The sequence below is a fragment of the Kiritimatiellia bacterium genome, assembly GCA_018001225.1.
In the GTDB taxonomy this organism is placed as follows: domain Bacteria; phylum Verrucomicrobiota; class Kiritimatiellia; order CAIQIC01; family JAGNIJ01; genus JAGNIJ01.
Genome location: JAGNIJ010000015.1, coordinates 23,040 through 46,339, shown reverse-complemented (window position 1 = coordinate 46,339; position 23,300 = coordinate 23,040). Strand labels below are relative to the sequence as shown.

General features: G+C 63.7%; 14 protein-coding genes. 4 read left to right on the top strand and 10 right to left on the bottom strand.

Features of this window, described 5'->3' with window-relative positions:
• Positions 1 to 18 precede the first annotated feature (18 nt).
• Complete coding sequence (locus tag KA248_06890; GenBank protein MBP7829627.1) at positions 19 to 1,065, top strand: endonuclease/exonuclease/phosphatase family protein; 1,047 nt, start codon at positions 19 to 21, stop codon at positions 1,063 to 1,065.
• Here KA248_06890 and KA248_06885 read toward each other — a convergent pair.
• From KA248_06885 to KA248_06875, 3 genes are all read right to left on the bottom strand, one after another.
• Positions 965 to 1,327 (bottom strand): hypothetical protein, encoded by a 363-nt coding sequence (locus KA248_06885; GenBank protein ID MBP7829626.1) that lies wholly within the window; start codon positions 1,325 to 1,327, stop codon positions 965 to 967. The two genes, KA248_06890 and KA248_06885, sit on opposite strands and share 101 nt — an antisense overlap.
• Entirely contained in the window at positions 1,324 to 2,223 is a 900-nt protein-coding gene (locus tag KA248_06880; protein MBP7829625.1) for a hypothetical protein, read from the bottom strand. The genes KA248_06885 and KA248_06880 overlap by 4 nt, the downstream gene beginning before the upstream one ends.
• A 100-nt stretch (positions 2,224 to 2,323) precedes the next feature.
• Complete coding sequence (locus KA248_06875) at positions 2,324 to 2,818, bottom strand: ferritin (protein ID MBP7829624.1); 495 nt, start codon at positions 2,816 to 2,818, stop codon at positions 2,324 to 2,326.
• A gap of 155 nt (positions 2,819 to 2,973) precedes the next feature.
• On the opposite strand from KA248_06875, the gene KA248_06870 reads away from it, so the two are divergent.
• The gene (locus KA248_06870) at positions 2,974 to 3,165 is read left to right on the top strand and encodes a hypothetical protein (protein MBP7829623.1); all 192 of its coding nucleotides are present in this window, start codon (positions 2,974 to 2,976) and stop codon (positions 3,163 to 3,165) included.
• A gap of 71 nt (positions 3,166 to 3,236) precedes the next feature.
• Here KA248_06870 and KA248_06865 read toward each other — a convergent pair whose 3' ends face one another.
• The 7 genes from KA248_06865 to KA248_06835 all read right to left on the bottom strand — a co-directional run bounded on the left by KA248_06865 (position 3,237) and on the right by KA248_06835 (position 20,124).
• Positions 3,237 to 4,964: an SGNH/GDSL hydrolase family protein gene (locus KA248_06865; GenBank protein ID MBP7829622.1), complete on the bottom strand. Its 1,728-nt coding sequence runs from the start codon at positions 4,962 to 4,964 to the stop codon at positions 3,237 to 3,239.
• Complete coding sequence (locus KA248_06860) at positions 4,964 to 5,389, bottom strand: amino acid-binding protein (protein ID MBP7829621.1); 426 nt, start codon at positions 5,387 to 5,389, stop codon at positions 4,964 to 4,966. Before KA248_06860 ends, KA248_06865 begins: the two co-directional genes overlap by 1 nt.
• 10 nt (positions 5,390 to 5,399) lie before the next feature.
• Complete coding sequence (locus KA248_06855) at positions 5,400 to 6,623, bottom strand: LL-diaminopimelate aminotransferase (protein ID MBP7829620.1); 1,224 nt, start codon at positions 6,621 to 6,623, stop codon at positions 5,400 to 5,402.
• Positions 6,624 to 6,831: 208 nt separating this feature from the next.
• Positions 6,832 to 7,884 carry a DUF1566 domain-containing protein gene (locus KA248_06850; protein MBP7829619.1) on the bottom strand — a complete coding sequence of 351 codons (1,053 nt, stop codon included), beginning with the start codon at positions 7,882 to 7,884 and terminating at the stop codon, positions 6,832 to 6,834.
• A gap of 95 nt (positions 7,885 to 7,979) precedes the next feature.
• Complete coding sequence (locus KA248_06845; protein ID MBP7829618.1) at positions 7,980 to 11,534, bottom strand: hypothetical protein; 3,555 nt, start codon at positions 11,532 to 11,534, stop codon at positions 7,980 to 7,982.
• On the bottom strand, positions 11,515 to 14,739 hold the full coding sequence (locus KA248_06840) for a hypothetical protein (protein ID MBP7829617.1): 3,225 nt from the start codon (positions 14,737 to 14,739) through the stop codon (positions 11,515 to 11,517). The genes KA248_06845 and KA248_06840 overlap by 20 nt, the downstream gene beginning before the upstream one ends.
• A gap of 6 nt (positions 14,740 to 14,745) precedes the next feature.
• The gene (locus KA248_06835; GenBank protein MBP7829616.1) at positions 14,746 to 20,124 is read right to left on the bottom strand and encodes a hypothetical protein; all 5,379 of its coding nucleotides are present in this window, start codon (positions 20,122 to 20,124) and stop codon (positions 14,746 to 14,748) included.
• A 265-nt stretch (positions 20,125 to 20,389) separates the two neighbouring features.
• On the opposite strand from KA248_06835, the gene KA248_06830 reads away from it, so the two are divergent.
• Together KA248_06830 and KA248_06825 are read left to right on the top strand one after the other, a co-directional pair.
• Positions 20,390 to 20,794, top strand: coding sequence for a hypothetical protein (locus KA248_06830; GenBank protein MBP7829615.1), 405 nt, complete (start codon positions 20,390 to 20,392; stop codon positions 20,792 to 20,794).
• 195 nt (positions 20,795 to 20,989) lie between these two features.
• On the top strand, positions 20,990 to 23,290 hold the full coding sequence (locus KA248_06825) for a glycosyltransferase family 4 protein (protein ID MBP7829614.1): 2,301 nt from the start codon (positions 20,990 to 20,992) through the stop codon (positions 23,288 to 23,290).
• The last annotated feature ends 10 nt before the right edge of the window (positions 23,291 to 23,300 follow it).

Genomic DNA, 23,300 nt, shown 5'->3' with positions numbered 1-23,300 from the left:
GCGGATCGCGGCCGTTTCATGACCATCGCAAGCCAGGTCTGGAAGCTCGCCCGCCATGCGGCCCGGACAGGGCTCCTGGCCGTGCTGCTCGGGGCCGCCTCGTGCGGGCGCGACACCGTGGTCCCGCCGCCGACGCCTCCCCCGCCGGCCGAGGCGAGCGCGCCGGACGCATTCTCGGTCATGAGCTTCAACCTGCACCTGTACGGCCCGGCGGACCGCACGGGAACGGGCCGCCTCGATCCCAAGCCCGAGGCCGAGCGCCGCGCCGCGGTGGCCATCATCGCGCGCGAGCGGCCCGACATCCTGGCCGTCCAGGAACTCGGCAATCCGAGCGTACGCGAGGAGTTCCACGAGGCCCTCGCCCGGGCGGGGCTGGAGTACCCGCACGTGGAATATCTGCAGCGCGGGCAATCCGAGCTCAACCTGGCCGTGTTCAGCCGCTTCCCCATCACGGACCGGCGCCCCCACGTGGACGACCGCTATACGCTGGGCCAGGCGGAAATCATGGTGCTCCGCGGGTTCCTCGACATCGAGATCGATGTCCGGCCGGACTACCGGTTCCGACTCCTGGTCGCCCATCTCAAGGCCAAGGTCTTCCATGCGCTGGGGCAGACCGAGATGCGGCGCAACGAGGCCCGCCTGCTGAACAAGCACATCCGCAACTACCTCAAGGAGCAGCCGGACATCAACCTGCTCGTCGTGGGCGACATGAACGATTCGTGGTCCTCGGCCGCGCTGCGGGAACTGATGGGCAGCGAGCAGCAGTACGTCCGCGACGCCCGGCCGGCCGACGAGGTCGGGGATGTGTGGACGCACTTCTCGCCGGGAGACGACGGCTACAACCGCATCGACTACATGATGATGAGCGCCGGCATGTGGCCGGAGATGGTCCACGATCGGACCCGGGTGGTGCGGCATCCGCTGGGCGGCCTGGCCTCGGATCACCGGCCGCTGCTCGGCGTGTTCATCGCGCGCGAGTGCCCGCCGGCGGGGCCGGCGGGAAATCCCCCCGGTGCAGGCGATAGTAGCGGGTCCGCCCCGCCGGTATCCGATCCTCCACCGTGATGGGTTGGCCCGCGCCGGACAGGTTGAGGGCCTGGGGCAGCGGTTGCCAGGGATCGTTCGGCCGCCGGGTGGCGCTGTAGAGCACGGTGTACTTCTGCCCCGCCTTGGCTTCCCAGGTCAACAGGACGCGGTCCTCGGACCGCACGACGGTCAGGGTCACCTGGTCCAGGGGTTCTCCCCCCACCTGTTCGCTGACGCACCCGCCCACCATGACGGCGGCCCCGAGGGCCGCGGCGCACAGGACTCGCCGGCCGGGCGTCATTTGACCGGCAGAGGGTCGGCGGTGGAAGCCTTCTCCTCCCAGCCCTCGGGAGGTGTCCCGGCTTCGTCCTTGGCGTCCTTGTCCGCCTTGCGGCTCCTGCGGCCCTTCTTGGGCTCCTCGGCGTCCGCCGGCGCGTCGGGCGCCGGGATGGAGAGCCGCGGCTCCGCGACCGGGGCGGGTTCCTCGGGCTTCGCCTCATCGGGCACCTGCACCGCCGGCACCTCCTGCGCCTCGACCTCCGTCACGACCTTGGCCGGCGGAACAGAAACGGGCGCCGACGCGGCCGACTGGTACCCGGCCGCCGGGCGGCCGCGCCGATGCCGCGGGATGGCCTCCAGCTTCGGGGTCATCCCGTCCTGGTAGCCTTTCTGGTCATACCAGCTTTCCTGACGCCGCTCGCGGTTGAGATCCTGCAGATTCATGTTGTAGCGCGAGGCCATCCACTTCCAGTCCCGGCTGGAAAAATCCAGGTGCGCGCCGAGGGCGTTGACCAGCCCCGCGGGATCCGTGGCCGGGACGGTCAGCGTCTTCGGGCACCAGGCACCCACGGAGGTCACGAGGACGGGGGGCAGCAGCTTCTCGTCGCCGACGAGGATGGCCTGGGACGGAGAGACCTGAAGGAACTGGGCATCGCGGAAATCGTCCGTGGACACGTAGACCCACTCCGAGCCGTTCCAGGCGTGCAGCAGCGGGTTCTCCGTCGTGGCGTCGCCCTGGTAGGACACCAGCACCACGGGCGCCAGCGAGGCGGCATCGAAGGCCACCTGCAGCACGTTATAACGGGCCGGGACCACCAGGAGAGTCAACTGCCGCGGGGTCGGCGTCGCGGCCGGATACGCCGGACCGGCCAGGACCGCCGCCAGAACGAACATCGCCACGAATCGGATTTTCTTCATGCCTCGCCCCTCTTTCCTTTAAAAAAGCTGAAAGAGACTAGCACTCCGCTCCGGCGGAGTGCAAGCCGTAGATAAACTCCCGGGGCAGAGCGCCGCGGACCTAGTCCGCCTTGCGGGCGCCCAGCTTGGAATCGAGGAACAACAGGGCGTTGCCGGCGTCGCCGGCCAACTTCAGCCAGTCCACGATCTCCTGGGCGTTGGCCTCCTCCTCGACCTGCTCGTCCACGAACCACTTCAGGAAACTGCCCGTCGCGTGATCCTTCTCCGCGAGCGCGAGGTCCACGAGGGCATGGATACTGGCCGTGACGTATTTCTCGTGCTTGAGGGTTTCCTCGAACATGGCCTTCGCGGACTTGAATTCCACAGGCGGCTGGTCGATGGCGGCCAGTTTGACGCGCGCGCCTTGTTCGCCCAGGTAGTGGAAAAACTTCATCGCGTGCCCGTTTTCCTCGGCGGCCTGGACCCTGAACCAGTTGGCAAAGCCCTTCAGCCCCAGGTCCTCCGCCTGCGCCGACATCGCCAGGTACAGGTACGACGAATACAATTCCTTGTTGATCTGCCCGTTGATCGCCTTCGCCATCTTGCTGCTGATCATCTTTTCCTCCGGTTGGGTTATGGATTCCGTGTTTAGACAGCATAACGCATGCGGGCCGCTCGCGCCAGTTGCAAACCGGTTTTTTTATCGGGCCGGGTTGCGCCGGGCCCCGCCCGGAGTATACTGGGAGGAACGCAAGAATGGAAGGGAAAATCATGGCAACATACGAATGCGAAAAATGCGGCATGACCGTCAACGCGACCTGCGGAAAATGCGGAGCCCCGCTTGTGAACGACACCCTGACGCTGGAGAACGGCGCGAAGGTGCAGGTTTCAAAGTGCCCGAACGGTCACGGGAAAATCAAGTCCCCCCTTTGTTGCGGCGAGGACATGACCTGCAAGGTGTAGCCGCGCGCTAGACGCCACCCCGCTTCAACGGCGTACGTTCCGCGGCGATGATCTGCGCGGTACGGGCGCGGCTATTTCACTTCGGGGGCGGCCGCCCGCAGTTGTGCGATCCAGGCGGCCGCCGCCTGCTGGGCCAGCGGCGCGCCATCCTCCGCCAGGCTCTCCCGGAACTGACCGCTCCAGACGGTGCTACGCCGGACCACCGAGTTCACGGAAAAACGGATGCGCAGGCCGCCCGGCCCCGGCTCCACCAGCGCGGCCACGATGACCCCGGCCCGCCCCCCGGCGGCCGCGTCCAGGGCCGGCTCCGTCTCGCCGGCCTCGAAAAACTTCTGGAGGTCGAACGACGGCAGCTCGAATCCGAGGTCCATGCACTCCAGGCCCGCCCGGCGGAATTCGGAGACCAGGATGGACGTCATTTCCGGGAAATAGACCGGCCCCTCCTCCCGCTGCTGCGCGCACAACACGGCCAGCTTCTGGCCGCGATATCGTTCGACCATCGGCTGCAGACGGGAGGGCCCCTCGTCGGCCGCCGCCGCCGGGAGCGCGGCGGACGCGCCGCCCAGCCAACCAAGGCGGTCAAGTTCCTTTTCCAGGTGCTCTGCAAGGATCAGGTTGGCCTTCGGCCGCGGATGCATGCCGTGGATATTCGCGTCGGGATAGTCCTCCTGCCGCAGCGTGAAGCTGGACCAGCACTCGAGGCCCTCCCGCCGGCAGGCGGTCACGATCTCCGGCACCATGGGACCGAAGACCAGCACCCGGAACCCGCGCTCCTCCGAAAGACGCTTCAGTTCCCGCAGCGATTTCAGGACGCCCTCCGGGCCGGAATTCTCCAGGATTTCCGGGGCGACGTACCGCGGGTCCACCTCGTCCAGCCGCATCACCTCCGGCTGCGTCCGGCGCCGGAACTCCTCCCGGCTGAACAGGAGGAGATAAAGGTAGGACACGCCCCTTTCGTCGTACGCCCGCTGCTTCATCAGGAAGAACGGCGGCAGCAGGTCGTTCTCGCACCACCCGACGATCACGATATCCGGCGAGTAGGCCAGCCCCTTGTACCGGAGCAGTTCGACTTCCTGGTAGGTGTTGTACCCGGGCACCGCGAGGTTCAAGACCTCGTACTTCAGGGGGCCCGGGCGATCCGCCAGGCGATTCTCCAGGGCATCGAGGTAATTCTCCCCCTGGTGACAGGCCCAGCCGAACATCCCGGAGTCGCCGATCCCGATGATCCGCAAAGTATCGGCCGGCTTCTCCTTCGAGTACTCCCGGCTCTCCCGCATGCCGTCGGAGTTGGTCTTCAGGCTGCGATGCCCGAAATCCATGTCGAGGTTCGGCTTGAGCTCGTAGGCCAACCCCTTGTTCGGGCTGACCCGGGTGATGGCGGCCAGGGCATGGGCGGCCTTGACCGCGATGTCCTCCCCTTCGTTGAAGGCCTCCAGTTCACGGAGGTCGCCCGAGCTTTCGTTCGCGCGCAGCGCGCGGCGAAGCGCCCACTCACCGAGCCGCCACGATCCCCACAGGCTGACCGCGAGCAGAAGGAGCCGGCCCGCCAGGCGGGCCCACGCGCCGCGATCCCGCGGGAGCCCGGACCAGAGCAGGCGGCCGGCCAGGAGCGCGGCGGCAGCCAGCCACAACCGGCTGCAGGGATTGCCCGCGGAGACCGTCAGCCCGCCGATCGCGCCGGTCCAGCGCCCGCCCTTCCAGGCAATCAGGGCCACGAGCCCGAGGGCGCACGCCGCGACCAGGAAACAGACCAGGGCCAGCGCGCGCCGCCACGCGGGGCGGCGTTCCGGGGCGTTCATCAACGACCCTCCCCGCCCAGCACGGCGAGGGCCTTCTCGGTCTGGTCCACCCGCACGATCACCAGCCCCTTCTCCACGCTCGGCCCGCCGGCGCAGTAGGCGTACTCCAGGTTGATCCCGGCCTCCGCCAGCTGCCGCGTCATGTCCCCGAGCGCGCCGCGCACGTTCACGAGATCCACCAGCAGCACCTCGCGCTCGATCACCAGTTCCTCGGCCTCGCGCAGGACCCGGATGGCCTCGTCCGGATTATCCACGACCATCCGCACGTACCCGTGGCCGATGCCCTCGGCCAGCGACAGCGCGTAGATGTTCAGGCCCTGCCGGCTCAACAGCGACGTCACCTCCGAGAGCGTCCCGGGGACGTCGTCGATGAACACCGCGATCTGCCGGGCCTTGCGCACGCTATGCACGATGGAGGAACTCATCGGAATCCTTTCAGAACTTCCAATCCGCCGCGGCCAGCCGTTTTTCCAGTTCGGCGATCACGCGCTGGTCGTCCGCGTCGCCGCGCGACTCGAACGTGGCGGAGAAGCGCAGGAACGCCCCGACATCGTCCCACGGCACGGTGGACACGGAATGCTCCCGCAGCAGGTACTGGGACGCGTCCTCGGCGGTCTTGAAGGCCGTCTTCCCGCCGGCCTTCGGCGCGGGGACGTAGAGGTAGAACGTCCCGCCCGGCATCTCCGCATCGAAACCCGCCCGCCGCAGCGCGGCGACAAGCAGCTTCAGCCGCTTCTCGTAATGGCCGCGGATCGCCTCGGAGAGCTGCCGGTCGACGACCCCGGCGCAGGCGGCGTGCTGGATGGCCTTGAATTGGCCCGAGTCGGTGTTGTCCTTGACCTCGGCGAAGGCCTTCACCGCGCCGGCGGCGCCCGCGACGAAGCCCAACCGCCAGCCGGTCATGTTGTAGCTCTTGCTCATCGAGTGCAGCTCGATCGCGACGTCCTTGCCGCCCGGCCGGCCGAGGATCGAGAGCCGCGGCCGCCCGTAGATGAGCGTCGCGTAGGCGGCGTCCTGGACGACGAGGACGTGGTGCTTCGCGGCAAACGCGATCAACTCGTCGAAGAACGCCTCCGTGGCCGCCGCGCCCGTCGGGTTGTTGGGATAGTTGACGTAGAGCAGCTTGGCCTTCTTCAGCGTCGTCGGCTTGATCTTCTTGAGGTCCGGGAAGAAGCCGTTGGCCCGCTCGAGGGGCAGCTTGACGATCTCCGCGCCGAGGTACTTCGCGTGCGTGGCCATGACGGGATAGCCGGGCACGGTGGTCAGCACGACGTCGCCGGGATTAACGAAGCAGAGCGGCAGCATGGCCAGCGCCGGCTTGGAGCCGATGCTGTGGTTCACCTCGGTGTCCGGGTTCAGGCCCTGGACGCCGAAGAACGACTCCATGTAGCGGCAGGCGGCGACGCGGAACTCGCGGATGCCGTTGTCGGCGTAGCCGCGGTTCGCCGGATCGTCCACGGCCTTCTTCAGCGCCTCACGGATCGGGAACGGCGCGAGCTGGTCCGGCTCCCCCACCCCGAAATCCAGCAGCTCGACCTGCGGCCGCGCCTTCAGCGCGGCGGCCTTGGCGCGCTTGATCTTCTCGAATTTGTAGATCTCGGTGCCCAGCCCGAACTGCGCACCGCCGATGCGCTCGGCGAACAGTTTCTGCAAGTCCATTTCGTTTCCTTTTGTTCCGGGCCGGTACGCATAGCATGTTCCCGAGAAAATCGCACGATGGAAATAGAGAAAAGGATTTGCCAGGCCGGCGTCACCTTGCCTGCGGCGCGAGGCGTTCAGAAGGGTCTTCCAGCCGGTCTTGGAATCCTATGGGGAACTCCTTGGCGCGGCGGGCCCCAACCTGGAGTTATCCGAATCCAGTAGTTTCTCACGGGCCGCCGCGGACGGGCCAGACAAAGTAGGTGATTGTTTTGAGGTCATCGTACACGTAGCCAAGATCAAAACGGACGATCCAGGCCCAGGGGGACAGGTCCGCGCACGTGGTGCTGGTCCAATAGTAGTCCATCTGAACGTTGTTGAACGGGTGGTCCGGGGGCAGCGACGGGGTAAACTGCCCGAAGTCAACCAGGCTATGCAATTCCCGCACGGTTGGCAGCCGCCAATCGGAATACCCGCCATACGACAGATCGTTGCAGTTGGTGATCGCGAGGCCCCAACTGATTCGGCTGAACTGATTTGCATCCCGCGCCCAGGTCAAACCTGTGAGGTTATCCATCACGCAGTTTGTATTGGGCAGCACGGTAAACCGGGGATTGGGCCACGGGACGCCTCGCTCCAAGGCTCCATCGTCACCGGCGGCGTAGGCTATGGTTTGCCCCGTTTTCGGCACGCCCGCGTCATATTCGTTTGTTCCCCCGGCAATGCCCCTGAAGGATCCCGAAACTCCGAAGATCACGAACCCGGTTCGGATGTTGCCCGCCACCAAGTCCGGGTCCCCCTCCACCGTGCCCGAGCCGTTGTGATAGCCCGCACTGATGGACCTGGCCGTCGCGCCCGGCGTGACGTTTTGCGCCCCGATGTTGGGCATCGTGCCGACCAGGCCGGAGCCGGCCGCCGTGGAAAACGTGGCGCCATTGAGCACTTGCGCCGGGGTCGCGTTGCCCACGGCGTCCCCGGGCCACGGCGTGGCGCGGCCGGCCACCCGGTACATGACGCCCACCGGCACGCAAACGAAGGGGTCGGTTGTTTTGATGTTGCGCAGCCGCTGATACAACCCGTCCCACTCGTCAGTTCCCGAGAGATTCGGGCGATATTCTACGCGGTAGTACAGGTTGGGATCCGGATTCTCGAAGGTCAGGTACCCGTTGGTAAACGAGGTGATCGTTTGCGCCGCCGCTGTGGCGCCCCACAACAGACTCGCCAGGACTATTCCCGTTGTTGCGTTTCTTCCCGCGCGTCCCCTGCAGCGATGTCTGCTCATGTCGGGTCTTCTTTCTGCGCCCCGCACGACCTTCCCGAGCGGCCCTATTTCTCTTTCGTCGAACTCCCTCCGCTCCAGGCCGACAAGGCGCCTTGCTATTTCAACGACATACGAATGCGATAGAACCTGCGATCACCGGGCGTTGAGGCCAGCACGCTAAATGTAACAGCATCATTCTCATAGGAGGGCGGGATCCCGCTGGGGCTAAAGCCGCCGCGTAGATCGCCGGAGGCATCCAGGGCAAAGACAAACGCCGACTGGTATTCGGTCGGCCACGGGCACACGAAAGAGAAGGTTCCCTGCGCCAGGGTCTGGCTGCTCACTTCCGGTATGGCGAGGCCGGCCGGAGGAACCCCCGGGAAGGAAGAGGAACGGCGCGGGTCCGTGCCCTCCAACATTTCCTGCAGGTTGGGATAACCGTCGCCATCGTCGTCGGCAAAAGGATCCTGGCCTGTCCCGCCCCACACCAGCCGTTCAAAGTCGTCCGGCAGCAGGTTGCCGTCGGCGTCGCCAGCCGTCGGCTCCGGCACCCACATCAGCAGGATACGGTCCACCTCGACGGCCGCGCCTTTGCATGGCGTCGCGGTGGAATCCAGGTACACCCGGACCTGAACGACACTGTGCGGGGTGATTTCCAGTACGCCGGGAAACTGGAAGGGCCTTTCCTCCGCGGTGAAGAGGCTGTAGGCCTCGCCGAAATCAACATCATAAAGGACAGTGCAGCCGCCGGAAAACGAGTCGTCCCGTATTTCCAAAAGCAATGTTACCATGGGCCGTTCCGGCACGGCGGCCAAGGCGTTGGAAACCGCGCGCAGGGCGCTCTCCATGGCGCTCGGTGACATGGTCGCCGAATTGGAGTAGAACGACGGCAGGTTGCTATTAATCAGGAATGCGCGAATCGCATCTACGGGAAGCAAAGTGGTGGCTGCAGGAGGCGGCATGTTGGAGAGAGAGCTGGCCCTGTACACTCGTTGAACGACGCGCCGCAAATTGAGCTTGTCGGTATCCGAGGCTCCATAAACATACGCGTGAAGCGCGTCATGCATGGCGGAAAGACGATACGCCGGCCGACCGTCATTTGTGGCCTTCTCAATATTCCTTAACTGCGAGACGGTCGGGACAATCGCATCCGCATCGTTCACACGGAACGAAAGGAGCGATATCCTTGGATCCGCCATCTCTCCACGCGAGAAAAGAATGTCGCCGATTTTCCGCTCCATCAGGAGCGTGACGAGGGTATCTATAATCCCCAAAGAGGTTGTCACTCGTGGGGTTTGCAAGCCGGCATAGGCATTGCTGGCCGAGGCCACCCAGTTGGACGCTTCCACGGCAAGACTTCCCCCGCCGTAGACACAAGGGACGTCCGGCGGGCGATGGTCCGGCCGGGGCACGAGCCTGACTATTTCCCGCCCGAGATTCTTGTCGGGGTAGGCCGTGCTGATCGGGAAGCAATTTTCCGTCGCCACCGCGACGAAGCCCGGCGACAGGTCTTCGCCGGTGAACGACAGCCGGGCGGCAGGATTGGTTACGCCGGTCCCGCCGAGCATCAGCGCTGGGCTTTGGACCAACCAAGGCCCAGTCAAGGTGTGCGCGTAGACCCATGCCCCCGTCTCGGCAAGGCTGGTAACGCCGCCGAAGGCATCATAAGGCCGCGGCGTGGCAATGAGGTCAAAGGCCAACCGCTGTCCATATCGCTCCGTGCCCGCAGGAATCGTGGCGCCCGGCGGGGGTTTGGACGCGGCATTTTTCGGATCCGTTCCATAGCGGATCTCGTCATAGTCCGAGAACGTATCCCCGTCGGTATCCACCTTGGCAGGATCGGTGTCCAGAAGCAGTTCATCCAAGTCGCTAAGGCCGTCCCCGTCCCCATCCGGGCCGCTTGCGATCGGATCGAGGCCGCGGGCAATCTCCACATAGTCCGGAACCCCGTCGCCGTCGGAGTCCATCGCGCCGGGCGTCTCCATGAATCTGTAGGCAAACGTCCTGATCGGGCTTCGCGCCCCGCTGGCCACTTCGTGGGCAAAGCATTGAAGGTCGGTTTCCTCAAACAACACGAGGTCTTGAAGAAACAGGCGCCAGGTTTCACGGGATCCATAACGGTAGTAAACATTGAAATGCGAAGGATCGGCCGACAAATGAACCGTGACCGGCTGGTTGTTGAGGCCGCCGGGCGGCGAAGCCTGTACCGTCGCCTCCACGATCCCGGCCGCCGGCTCCTGGGACCAGAGAGAGATGGAAGGATGATACTGGTTGACCAGGCTATACTCGGCCCCCGCCGGCGCATAGCCCAGGTTCTTAACGATGGGATTGCCCAGGCCATCCGGCGGCCCGGCATCCTGTTCCACCGTGGCATAGACTTGCTCGGGCCACGGCGACAGGGTCACGGCGATGCTCCAATCGTCGGCGCGCAGGACCGCGAGGCTTTGAGGATCGGAAGAAACAAAGGGCTCTTCATGGAAGAGAAACACGTTGGCCCGGCCCGCGGCGCCGGAAAGAACGGGCAGCGATCCGCCGCCCAGGGCCTGGTAGCTGTATCCGTTCCAGCGCAGGATGGAGTGGTGTGTGGAAGGCCCGCCCGCCTCGGAACCGCTAAGCAACATCATGTCCTGCCCCGGAAGGGGCACCACGCCGGTGATATAGAGACCCGCCCCGGGCGAGGGCACGGCCTGAACGAGCGTGAAAGTAAAAATGTCGTTCAGCTGATAGATGTTCGCCTGGCCGTTCTCATAGAGCACGCACACATGGCTGCGCTCGGGGATGAGAAAAACGCCGGCCACCGGAGAGCCCATCGGTACGATCTGCATTTGGACAAGAGTGAACGGCAAAGGGCCCCCAGATTCGATCCAGTTGAAGAGGACAAGAGCCGCCTGCCCGGGCTCGTAGGCCACGCCTTTGGGCAAAGCGGAGGCACCGAAATGGCCAAACAGGATCAGGCCATCCTCGAAATCAAGGGCATTCTCCAATATCAGTTCAGGATTCCCATTGGTCACGCAGTACGCGCGCACATAGGTCTGGCCGGAAAGGCGGCTGGTCAACACCGCCGCCTCCGCCTCACCGGCGCGAACGAGAACCGACTGCATGTCGTGCACCAGGCCGTGCTCCCAAGCCCTCAACAGGTAGGAAAAGACGCCGCCGGTATTTCGGTATTCATCCAGCGGACAATATGCGGCGTCATATTCGCTGGCCACGATCAGGTCATCCAGCGCGGTATTGCCGGCCCCGCCGATATCGAGCGCCAGCACGTCGGTGGGCGCGACTCCGGCGGGGTTGACCGGCAACGGTGAGCCGGATGAACCGGGCTCGGCGTCATCCATGATGTGGACGCGGTTGAGCGCCGGCGCGGTGAAGGCCAGCGCATCGCGGGCGGTGGAAAGCAGCCGGCCGACCGTCACGCCTGTCACGTCATCCAGCCCGGCGGCCCGCGCCGCGGCCCAGGTCAATACCCCGGCGGGCGCCTGGTAAGCCAGGCGATACGCGCCCGAGGCGCGGTCCACCACCGCCACGTCCTGCAACCCGTTGCCGTCGAAATCACCCACCGTCATGAATTCACTGGGCGTCTGATAGACCAACGCTCCTTCGGCCGGAAGGGCGGCCAACAGCAGGGCCAGCGCCAGGACCAGTCCCGTGCGCCTATGGATTTTCGGGTACATTGATTTGGCTCGTGAGCAAGCACCGGTAAATTTCACCTTGCTCGTCAAACTGGAGAATGATGTAGCGGTAACTCGCCCCCTGGATCACCGGCTGGGTGTCCATGGCCACAATATCGTAGTCCGGGTCTCCAGCCCCCTCGTGGAAAAGCACACGAACGAATGGATCGCAGATTCTGAGAATCGGACCCAGAAAGGGGTCAACTTCCCGGGCAAAAGCAATCTGATTAATCAAAGGAGAGACTTGGATGACATCTCCGGAAACCTGAGGAAATAGCCCGTTCGTAACTTGGTAGCGATAGAGAACAAATGGGGCCAATGCGCTCGACGACAATCTCATCTCTGGGAATAGATGATCCGCCGGCGGCCGATTTGTTCCAGGAAGGGTATCAGATGCGTCATCACTTGAATTCGTGACCCAGCCTATTCTAATGCCGACTTGATCCGTCCCCAGCACCTCCGAAACCTGATGCCCTTTATAGAAGAACACCGGCGCCAAAGACGCGTTAGATGGCGTCATCACGGGCGGCAGGCCGCGGGCGGGCCAGGGCACCTCGGGGAGGTTCGGCGAGGCGACCGGATTCCATCGGAAGCGTTCGGCCGCACTGGGCAGACTCTCAAATCGGCCGGACGGACCGATGGCTTTTACGGATATCGTGTAGGTCATGCCGGTAATCACATCCACGAGGAGAGAGTACGCCGCGTCGCCGGGTTGTCCGAAACCCACCCCGAGGGTCGGCGTCCGATACTTGCCGAAACCCAGCGTGAACACTTTGCCAAACGGGCCGGGTAGGCTCATGATCGTATTGGGCGGCAGCAGGTTGCTGGAAACCTGCGGGGAAAGAGACCGGGGAGCGGCGCCCGGCGTGGTGGCCGCTGATATTTCAAAACGTTCCACCCCGGCGGGCGGGCAAAACCAGTTGATCAGCATCTGGGGCTTGCCGTTGTCCTCCGCCGCCTGGATCGGGAAAAGCAAGGGCGTCGGCAGACTGGGCGTGAACTTGAGCAGGTTGAGGTTGACCATTCCGGGATGGTAGAAGCAACCGAGTTCCACCATCGGGCTGGGATTTCCATGCTCGTCAAAGACCTGGGCATAGTAACAGATGTAGGCATTGACCTGAACAATACCCCAAGTTTCATCTAGCCATTCGGCATAGTTAATGAAATTCGTCGCCTTGATCAGTTGGTATTCCCCCCCGTTGATGGTGCGGTACAGGCGGTACGAACGGGCGTCAGGGCCCCCTTGAATGAAGCCACCGATCGGCTCGATCTCATCCTGTCCCGCCTTGACGGGCATGTGTGTATCGCAATCGGCCCCCGCCACGCCGCGGGCGTAATAGGTCAGCGCGGTGAAGGTCACCCGGCTGTCAAACCAGGCCATCGAAGAGGATGCGAGATTGACGCCCGGAGCGTATAAACTTTCTCGGTCGCCTTCAGCCCCAGCCCTGCAGAATACCGTGATATAATTGATTATATCGGGCCATATGAGATCCACCGTAGCGACCCGGTTCGATGCACCAGGGAAATAGTAACGACCCAGGAAGTTGGTGGCGTTTTCCCGGGGAGCGTCGAGCCCCTCGGCATAACTGAACTCCGCCCAGAGGATGCCGGGATCGAGACGTTCGCACGCCACGGACCAGGATGCGTCGCCTATCGCCGACGGGGTCTCCACGCCCGCCGTCCTGACCCGCGGCTCGGCGCATTGGATCAACACTCCTCCCGAGGGCGCGGCGGGACCAATCCAATCGCGATACACTCCGCGGACCGGCGTGCTGTTGCCGGAGTAATTGCCGCCGTCACAGGCACTGTCGTCCACGGCCCGAACGGTGTACCAGAACGCGCGGTTGACATCCTCGTCGGTATAGCGCGTGTCCACGAAGCCCAGTTTCTCCACCTCGCCGTCGTGAGGGATCAGATCGGACGGGGGATCGTGCGCGTACGCCGGGTTGCCGCCGTGCGCGGCAATGTCCGCGAAATTGGTCCACCGGTACACGACATAGGCGGTGGTGGTGTCGCCGGGCAAGTTCTCGTTGGGACTCCAGCTCACCTCCAGGGCCTGCCGGCGCTCGCCGCCTTCATACGTGTAGATATTCTTCACCTCCACGCCACCGGGGACCGGAGGCGGCATACGGTCACAGATGGTGACGCGGCAGGCGTCCCAGCACGCGCCGTCTCGTCCAAGCACATCGCGCGCAGTCACGAAGTAGTAATAGACATCGCCGTTATGGAATGGCTCGCCCAGCGCGCCGTTGTCATCAATGAAGCAGGGCTCATCGGGAGAGCCGCCGGCGGGCGGATACACGGGGGCCTCGTTGGCGAGGACGACGTCGGGCTCCGCTTCCGCCAAGGCGCTCAAGGCCGGTCCCGAAGGCCGGTTGATGTGGTACCTTCGCAAGGGGTCCTCGGCAAAGGCCTGCGTCATACGATACACGTTGAACCCCATGTGCAGCAGGGCAAGGCGTCGCAAGTCGGGCGACATGGACCACCGCAACCGTACGTTCAGATGGCCTTGCGGAGATGGATCGGGCACCTCAACCACGGCCTGGGGCGGCGGCAGCACTACGGGCTGCCCGGCTTCCACCGTCACGCGGCCCAGGACCGCGCCCGGGTCCGCCGCGGGCAGGGTCGTTTCCCGAGCCTCAAACGTCATCTGGGGAAAACTCATCATCACGGCAAAAGCCTGTCCCAAGCACAGCGCGAGGGACGGATGGCGAATGGCTGAAAGCATCAACGTTTCGTAAACCCCCGGGTCGTCGCCCGCCGCATTCAGGACCGTCGCCAGTTTTTCCTCCAGCGACAGAGACTCGTCCGGAATGATTTTCTCGAACAAGGTATCGACATGTTCCTCCAGAAGGGCCAGGTCATCGCCCAGGGCCACGGCCCGGTTCAACAGCAGGTTGATGGTGTGCGTGTCGCGGGCCAGTTGCGCGATACCGGCCAGTTCATATGGCGCGGCAGCCCCGGCAGCCCCCGGCTTGGCATAGACAGCTACCGCGCGGTCCCGCAGCAGGGACGCCTCGGTTCCTTTCCAGGCCACGAAGGCCCAATCCTGCCCCCCTGCATCGCGGCAGGTCGTGCCAACGGTGAACAACAGGGGGCCGAGCATATCGTCTGCGCCAATCGCAGCAATGCGCGGCAGCAGCAGTACCCCGAGGCTTAAAGCGACCGCCAAGGAAAGCAAACGGTTTGTATGCCGCGCCATCTTCATGATGCGTTATTTCCCATAGCCGATATCCGGATCGGAAAGATCCCAATCGCCGTTAAGATACGTAAGCGTCATGGCCAGATGCCCGCAAACCTCCGTCAGCCACAAATCAATGCACCCTATGATCTTGCCCCGGCCCAGGAAAGAGACATCATCCAGGCTGAACGTGTACCCCTTGGCGGCCACCAGCTTGATTTCGCCCGTTACGGTAACAATCCGCAATATCTTCGCCTTGGCCCTCATGAGCAGGGTCTGGCCGAACATGTTGTCAAGAAACAGGAAGCCGCAGCCGAATCCGGCGTAGAGATCGGCAATATACAGGGGAATCACGGGGAAGGTGCCCTCACCGTACGCATAAATTCCAAAGAAAGGCGCCGCTTTTACTATCGCGGCCACGTCCTCATCCACTTGCTTCAGCGGCTCAAGCGAGCAGGCACGGCCCGCAAACAGCCCGCCTGCGATCGAAACATCGTCCCCGGTTGTCTTGCCTTCGAATTTACCTGCCAGATAATTTTCTTCCTGGCCAAAGGCCAGCGAGGCATTCAAGGCGCCGATCTCCATGGGCGGCAAGAGGATCTTGCCGGATGTCAGCTTGAATCCCCCGGACAGGCCGAGGGGTTCGAAAGGATCCGGAGCAAACGTGAAATGCGTGTTCACCGTGGCCTTGACATCCTTGCCCGGCAACGGCATGGAGACGTCTTCAGCGACCAGCGTGACCTCCATGGCTTTGCCGCCGGGATAGGGGCACGCGGTCCCGCCCTGCTCGCCCTCGGATTGCAGCGCCTTGATCAGCAGGTAGCCTTTGAACTTCAGATCGAAGATGTTGATCAACCCGAGTTGGTACTGGCCGTCAATGCGCAGTTCATGCAGGGAGTCGTCCTTGATGTCGGCATAGCCGCTCAACTGGTTGGCAGAACCGTAACTGGACTTATCGCCCAGGAACTTCTTCAGTTGCTCGTCGGCCATTTCCAGCAGGTCGGAGACCACTTCAAAGATGACGTCGTTGAGTTCCTGGAAGACCGCCCCGCAGTCATGCTCCACCGCGGCATTCAAGTCGTAGAAATGGCGACGCAAGGAGGCCTGAATGCCGGCGGCCGCCGAAGACGCGTGGAAGGCTCTTTGCACATGCGCCAGCATGGCGTCGGCCAGGCGCTGATCCGTCCAATCCGCCGCCATGTACGTCGGATATACGTCCTTCAACAGGTAATCAGTAAGCGCATTCCGCGCCGCATCGGTTATGGCGGCAACGACATCCGACGGTAAGGCGGCTTGCAGTTCCTCGTTGATTTCTCCGCCCCCCTCCAGCCGAGTTCGGGTTTGCTCAACCTGGTTGCTCAAGCCGGCGAAATGCCCGCGCAGGCCCGCGAAGGCCATTTCTTTGACCTCCAGCAGGGTTTCGACCTTGCCCTGTAATCCGGCCTGCGCCACCAGGGCAAACAAATCATGGAGCCATTCCCAATCCTCCATGAATTGGAGCAAGTAGTCGGCTAGCAGCATGGCGCCCTGGGGGTCTTCGTACAGGATGCCGTTTTCCGGCGACGCTAGGCTGGCCCCGGTTAGCGGATCATATCGGACCTGACGCGCCATGGCATCCGTGAGCCAGCCCACACGCCGAAGCACCCAATCCAACCGTTCCACCAGGCCCGTCGTCGCCGGATCGGGATTGTTGATCAGGAGAGGAAGCCTGGCGCGCACATTCGCCGCTGGCGCGCCCGGACCGCCCGATACATACTGGGCGACCAGGGTGTTCCACTTGGCCGCATCGTAGTTGGCCGGGCTACGCAACTGGCCCGCAAGGTTTAGCATCACGGGCCGGAGCAGGTCGGACAAGGCCTGGTCGAACAGCTTGGCCGGATTATCCGAAAGCGCGTAGGCCAGGTCCTCCCGTCCCATGTTGATGGCCCTGACGACGTTGCTGCCCAGACACTCGAAGAAATCGGCGGCCTCGTCCTCGTTATGGGCGATGTCCTTCTGAAGACAGGCGTCGATCGTGCTGACATACCAGGACGGCTCGTTGGTCTGGCTGGTGAAGCTGATCTTGGTGTCCGTCGGCGTCATGAATCCGACGCGGCCCTGCGCCTCCACCACCGCCAAGTCCATGGCGGTGGGCTCGTACGACTTGAACACGCGCGAGGCGCTGTTCCAGCGCAGGGGGAAATCAAAGGTGATGCCCGGGATCCAGGCTTTTTTGGCTCGGGGACGGAACTGCTCTTCCGCTACACGATAGCCGTTCAAGCTGGCGGAGGCCGGCGCGCCGCGGTTGGTTGAATCGAACGTGGCCGAGTTGAAAAACGAGTCATCCCCCTCCTTCCACCCGTATTGGGGCCATCCTCCCGCCAGGTAGACCGGCGCCGTGATGCTGTTGGTGTCCGCGCTCGTGTGCAGGTGAACGAGCGCATTATCGAAGAAGGGGAGATCCATCGAGCCGGCGAGGCTCACATAGCCTTCGCCGGGATCCTTGTCCCCGGCGGCAGCAAGACTGTAATCGTTGAAGTAGGCCTTGCTGACACAGGTGAAGGAATACGGCTTGTTGGTCGGCCCAGCCAGGCGGATCGCATTCGGCGCGCTCAACCGCGAATCCAAGGCCGCGATGCCGGCGGCCGCCGAGATAAGATCCCCGCCGGGTTCGAAGCCGAGGACGCCGACCAAGGGCTCGCTGATGTGCGCCACATGCGTGACAACGGGCATGGCCAGACTGCCTGTGCCGGGATTGCAATTCCCGTTGTCGTTGCGCTTGAAAAGCAGTCCCAGCGGCTTGATCTTCGCATTCCAGTACTGCAGAAGCTTGTCCGGGCTTCCCGCGGGAACCTCCGCGTTGCTCAAGTCGCCCACACAGGTGAGTTTCAGCCTGGAGAACTCCTGGGTGAATCCGGAAGGATAAGGAAGAACCACATTCCCCTGCGTGCGGGAATCATGCGTGTCGCCGGAAAGGTAGGAAAGCCCGAACTTCGAGAACGTGAAGGGATAGCCGTAAATGGTCAGACCGCCGGGAAATCCCCCGGGAACGTCCTCGTGGATCCCGTTGACCCCGGACTGACGGGCGTAATACTTTGAACGGGTCGTCAGGGGATAGGACGAAACCAGGACGCCCCCGATGCGGCTGCGCGCGCGGGCCAAGGGGTGATTGGTCATGCGCAAATTGACCCCGGCATAATCGCCCAACCCGTTGGTGTAGGCCGCCGATCCGTATCGTTCGAAGGAGGCCAGGTTGTTGGTCAGGACCCCTTCGAGCAACATGGCGGCAGGCCTCGAAGGGATGGGGATAGAGCCGGCCTGGCTGCCCAGAAAATGGCCCGGCATAAAGAAATTGGCATTGGTGAAGTTCCCAACGCTGTGGGCGAACTGTCCGTCCGCGCTGGCGCCCCACGACAGCGTCTTATTGGTGGACAAGTGATGCGTGAACGCGCCGGAGCCCCAAAGGCCCCCATCGGCAGTGAAGCGGAGGATCGCTCCCGTCGGATTGACTTTCAAGTAGGCAAACCCCGCGCCGCCCGAACAGTCCTGCTGGGCGCCGCAACCTTGCTCGCAATAGACCACGACGCTGGTGCATCCCTTCAACAGGCTCCGCTGCGGATTGATCAGGCTATTGGATATGATGAGTTCACTGGCCTCAACGTGACTCCATCGCACGCCCCCCAAAGGAAAGTGAGCTGCGAACTCCGACGCGCCCAGGGTTAGTTCAGCCTCCAACTGGGCGCTTCCGTTGGCGCGGGGTGAAATAACCACCTTGGTCCCCGCCTTCACACCGGCGGACCGGTAAAGGAGCTCGTTGGAGAGCCGCGATCGCGTGTCCACAACCGGCGGGAAGTTCTGCTCCACCTGATGAATCTCTTGAGTCCGAACATAATGAGCAACGGGATTATGCAGCTCAAAGCGTCCTGTCGAGGGAGTCCAAACCATCCAAGCGGATTCAAACAACAGCGGCTTGGTTTCTTCACTGTAATAGCGAGTCTCATTGACAACAGCGTTGACGTTGGGCCGCAGGCTCGCGTCCAGCGGGATCCCGGGAAAAGTTAGAAACGGATTGGCGGTTTTGCTGGAAGCGTTCGTGGCCCATCCCATGCCGGCGGGAAGGATAACCTTGACCTCCGCTGAAGCCCCCGACGCATTCAGCACGATGTTGGTCCTGCTGAACCGCACGTTTGCTACCGCGCCGGTGTCCGGGACGGGCGCGCCGACCGTGGCGACCCCGCCGATCACCGTGGCGATGCCATTGGTATCGAGGAGAACGTCCAGCGATCCGCTGCTGCTTACCTCATGCTGGGGAAAACCGGAAATGTACGCCCCACCCGTTCCCAGGCTGACCCGGGTGGCCACGCTTCCGCCGACCAAGCCCTCCCAGGCCGGATGATTCGTGATGTTGGTCATGATGGCGGTCACGGCCCCGAACCGCAAGGCGCCATTGAAGTGCAGCAGATTCTGGGCCACCGTGGACTTCAGATTCCCGGGGGTATAGTTCGTTGCGGCGGAATCCCGATGTTTGATCCGCACTTTCACGACGTATTGGGCGGCGACCGAATCCAGTTGCACGCCATCCGCGGGCTCAATCAACAGGGAATCGTCAAAAAAGAACGACTGGTACGGATCCGGGACAGGGGCTACCGCGTCATACGCGAACATCTCGCGCGTGGGATACAAATGAGTGACCGACTTGAGGGGGATCGGCGTCTCCGGAGCAGCGGCATCCACCAGTTCCGCGTCGAAGTCCACGGGGATGTTCGTGGAGGAAGGCCCTGCGCTGAAAGCGTCGAATCGCAGAAGGGTGTACGGCACGTTCACGATGTAAGCCGTTTTCAGGGGAGCGGTTTTCACCGCGTATGCGCGGGCCACGGTGCATCCCATCAGCGCCGCTATGACGTTATACGCCGCATCATTGGGGTTCGTGTTGTTGAAGTGGAAATACATCTGCGACGTGGTCTGCTCGTCGTCCCGACGCGTATAAAAGTGTGGGCTGCCGACCCATTCGTATAGCTCTACATCTACATAATATGTGTCGTAGGGATCTAATCGAGTGACCGGCCGCAACGATATGTGGTTCGTCACCGTGCGGGAGCCCCCCATCGCCAGGGAAACAGGGAAATAGACTGCGTAGTTATTACTCGATACGCCCTGCTGGTTGTATATGGGATGCGGATCGCCGCTCGAATTCATGAGACTGACGACTACGACATAGGAGGAGGTCGGGGCATCCAACCCGCTTCGGCTGAAGTAAGTTTGCACGCGGACATCCAACGTGTCGCGGTTATGCGAGGCGCCGTTCGCGGCAATGATGACCCCGTCCAGTACGGACTCGTTGGTGACGGCGAGGCTGTCGATCCGCTCCGTCGAAAACGCCGAGGCCGAAGGCGTACCGAGCCGCGATCCAGTGAAGCAACACAGAACCAACAAAAGAACTCTCGGGGGGCGGAAGCCTGCTCGTGGGCGGGGGGTGCCTGATGAAGAAAATGCAGGGGTCAGGCGACCAGACAAACCTTCGTTCCCCCGGCCGGCGCCACGCCTTCCTTGTCCGTGGCCAGCCATTACGAACCTCCTCTTCTTCTTTTGTTTTTAAACCCAACAATCCTTCGTGTCAACGGGGGAATGCACGGATTTCTTGTAAGATCATTCTGACGCACAACGCATCGTTCAGCAGACGTCCGCAGGCGCCGCCGCCTTGGCGTGCTTGATCTTCTCGAACTTGCAGATCTTGGTGCCGAGCCCGAACGTCTCGCCGCCGATCCGCCCGGCGTACAAGGCGCGTTTTCATGTCGGGGCGCATGCCAGGCGGGAAGTTTTCAAGATGATGAATGCGGTTGAAGAGATGGCCGGGCTCGTGAAGGACTACCGGGACCGATGTCTTTGGTTCCTGTTGATCGAAGACGACCGCCTCGGCCTGGCGCTGCACCCGTTTGACCTGGCGACCAACAAGGTCCTGGCCATGGCGGGGCATCTTGAAGTCCGCCACTCGTTTTTCACGAAGGCTGCCTGGGGGGATCCTGGCCGGCAGTGGTGCGATAGGCCGCGTGCCGGCCGTCGAGTGGACCACCACCCCGACACAAGACAGGCTCGGGGTTCCTAGTTCGGGAGGGATCCTGTCCTATCGCCTGCACGCCGGAATCCGAACACTTCAAGGTTCGGGACAACGTTGGGAAGCCGGGGCATCCGCATGCACAGGCTCGCGGCGGCCTCGTCATCGACAAGGACTCGACACGGGGGTATTTCACGGATAAACTCGAAACGAATAGATGAATGGATGACAGCGAGCCCGATCAACATGGAGCAAAACGCGACAGCCAACGCCGGCGTGGCGTTCCTGGGCAATTACCTGCCGCGGAAGTGCGGGATTGCGACGTTCACGACGGACCTGTGCGAGGCCGTGGCGGCGGCGGCGCCCGGGACCGAGTGCTTCGCGGTCGCCATGAACGACCGGACCGAGGGCTACGCCTATCCCCCTCGGGTGCGCTTCGAGGTCGAGGCGGCCCGGCGGGAACAGTACGACCTGGCCGCGGACTGCATCAACGTCAGCCAGGCCGACGTGGTCTGCGTGCAGCACGAGTACGGCATCTTCGGCGGCCGGGCGGGGGCGCACCTGCTGCCCATGCTGCGGCAGCTGCGCATGCCGATCGTCACGACGCTCCACACGGTGCTGACCCGGCCCTCGCCCGAGGAGCGCGAGGTGCTGAACGAGTTGGGCGCGCTTTCCGACCGGCTGATCGTCATGAGCCCGCGGGCCGAGCAGTACCTGAAGGAAATCTACCGCGTACCGGCAAACCGGATCCGGCTGATCCACCACGGCATCCCGGACGTGCCGTTCGTCGATCCCAACTACTACAAGGACGAGATGGACGCCGCGGGGCGCCACGTGCTGCTGACCTTCGGGCTGATGTCGCCCGGCAAGGGGATCGAGTACATGATCCAGGCGCTCCCGGCGGTCGTGGCCCGCCACCCGGAGGTCCTCTACATCGTGCTCGGCGCAACGCACCCGCACGTGAGGAGGGACCAGGGGGAGCGCTACCGGATGCAGCTCGAACAGCGCGTGCGCGAGCTGGGGCTCGAGCCGCACGTCCGGTTCGTGAACCGTTTCGTCTCGCTGCAGGAGCTGTGCGAATACCTGGGCGCGGCGGACGTCTACATCACGCCGTACCTGAACGAGGCGCAGATCACCTCCGGCACGCTGGCGTATGCCCTGGGCGCGGGCAAGGCGGTGGTCTCGACCCCCTACTGGTACGCGCAGGACATGCTGGCGGAGGAGCGCGGGCGCCTGGTGCCCTTCCGGGATTCCGCCGCCGTCGCGGAGACGCTGAACGACCTGCTCACCAACGAGACGGCGCGCCACGCCATGCGCAAGCGCGCCTACGCCTTCGGCCGCTCCATGATCTGGCCGGCCGTCGCCGCGCAGTACCTGCAGGTCTTCGAGGAGGTCCGCTCGGAACGCAGCCGCCTGCCGCGGCCCGTCACCACCGGCCGGGCGCCCAAGACCCGCTTCGGCACCCTGCCCGAGCTGGACCCGAAGCACCTGCTGGCCCTGACGGACTCCGTGGGCATCTTCCAGCACGCCAAGTTCACGGTGCCCGACCCGAGCCACGGCTACAGCACGGACGACCAGGCCCGGGCGCTGGCCGTGGCCGTGCGCGGGTCGGTGATCCAGCCCACGGTGGCGGACTGGGAATTCCTGACCTCGCGCTACCTTTCGTTCCTCCTGTTCGCCTTCGACACGGAGACCAGCCGCTTCGGCAACTTCATGACCTACCAGCGGCAATGGACCAAGCCGGTGGCGACCGACGACGTGCACGCGCGGGCGCTGTGGGGGCTGGCGCACGTGGTGGCCTACTCGCCCAACGAGGGGCATCGGGGCCTGGCGATGCAGTTGCTCGAGCAGGCCGTCCCGCCGACCACGTCCTTCACCTCGCCGCGCGCCTGGGCGAACACGATCCTGGCGATCCAACTGTACCTCCAGCGATACGGCGGCGCCTCGACCTTCCGCCGCGAACGGCACGACCTGGCCGCCAGGCTCCTGGACTTGTACGAGAAGAACGCCGCGGACGACTGGCCCTGGCCGGAGCACCGGCTCACGTATGCCAATGCCCGGATCCCCCACGCGCTCATCGAGGCGGGGCAGTGGCTGCCGAACTCCCGGATGTGCGAATGGGGCCTGCGCTCGCTGGACTGGCTGGACCGGGTCCAGACCGCCGAGCCGGGGCATTTCGTGCCGGTCGGCACGAACGGGTGGTTCGAACGCGGCCGCGAGAAGGCCCGTTTTGACCAGCAGCCCATCGAGGCGTACACGATGCTCGACGCGTGCTTCGCGGCCTATCGCATGACGCGCGACGACCGCTGGCTGCGCTCCGCGCAGAAGGCCTTCGACTGGTTCCTCGGGCGCAACGATCTGCAGGCCTCGCTCCACGACTACCACAGCGGCGGCTGCTTCGACGGCCTGCACCCGGACCGCGTCAACCGCAACCAGGGCGCCGAATCCACCGTGGTCTGGCAGTTGAGCGTGATCCTCATGAACGACCTGCACGAGCTCCTCAACCTGAAGCCCAAGCCCGACCGCGGGCCGGAGACCTCCTCATGACTCACACTCC

Coding starts and splice junctions, on each gene's coding strand:
- KA248_06870 (MBP7829623.1), top strand. CDS start 2,974: ATGGCAACATACGAATGCGAAAAATGCGGCATGACCGTCAACGCGACC.
- KA248_06880 (MBP7829625.1), bottom strand. CDS start 2,223: ATGAAGAAAATCCGATTCGTGGCGATGTTCGTTCTGGCGGCGGTCCTG.
- KA248_06885 (MBP7829626.1), bottom strand. CDS start 1,327: ATGACGCCCGGCCGGCGAGTCCTGTGCGCCGCGGCCCTCGGGGCCGCC.
- KA248_06875 (MBP7829624.1), bottom strand. CDS start 2,818: ATGATCAGCAGCAAGATGGCGAAGGCGATCAACGGGCAGATCAACAAG.
- KA248_06840 (MBP7829617.1), bottom strand. CDS start 14,739: ATGAAGATGGCGCGGCATACAAACCGTTTGCTTTCCTTGGCGGTCGCT.
- KA248_06860 (MBP7829621.1), bottom strand. CDS start 5,389: ATGAGTTCCTCCATCGTGCATAGCGTGCGCAAGGCCCGGCAGATCGCG.
- KA248_06825 (MBP7829614.1), top strand. CDS start 20,990: ATGGAGCAAAACGCGACAGCCAACGCCGGCGTGGCGTTCCTGGGCAAT.
- KA248_06890 (MBP7829627.1), top strand. CDS start 19: ATGACCATCGCAAGCCAGGTCTGGAAGCTCGCCCGCCATGCGGCCCGG.
- KA248_06865 (MBP7829622.1), bottom strand. CDS start 4,964: ATGAACGCCCCGGAACGCCGCCCCGCGTGGCGGCGCGCGCTGGCCCTG.
- KA248_06845 (MBP7829618.1), bottom strand. CDS start 11,534: ATGTACCCGAAAATCCATAGGCGCACGGGACTGGTCCTGGCGCTGGCC.
- KA248_06850 (MBP7829619.1), bottom strand. CDS start 7,884: ATGAGCAGACATCGCTGCAGGGGACGCGCGGGAAGAAACGCAACAACG.
- KA248_06855 (MBP7829620.1), bottom strand. CDS start 6,623: ATGGACTTGCAGAAACTGTTCGCCGAGCGCATCGGCGGTGCGCAGTTC.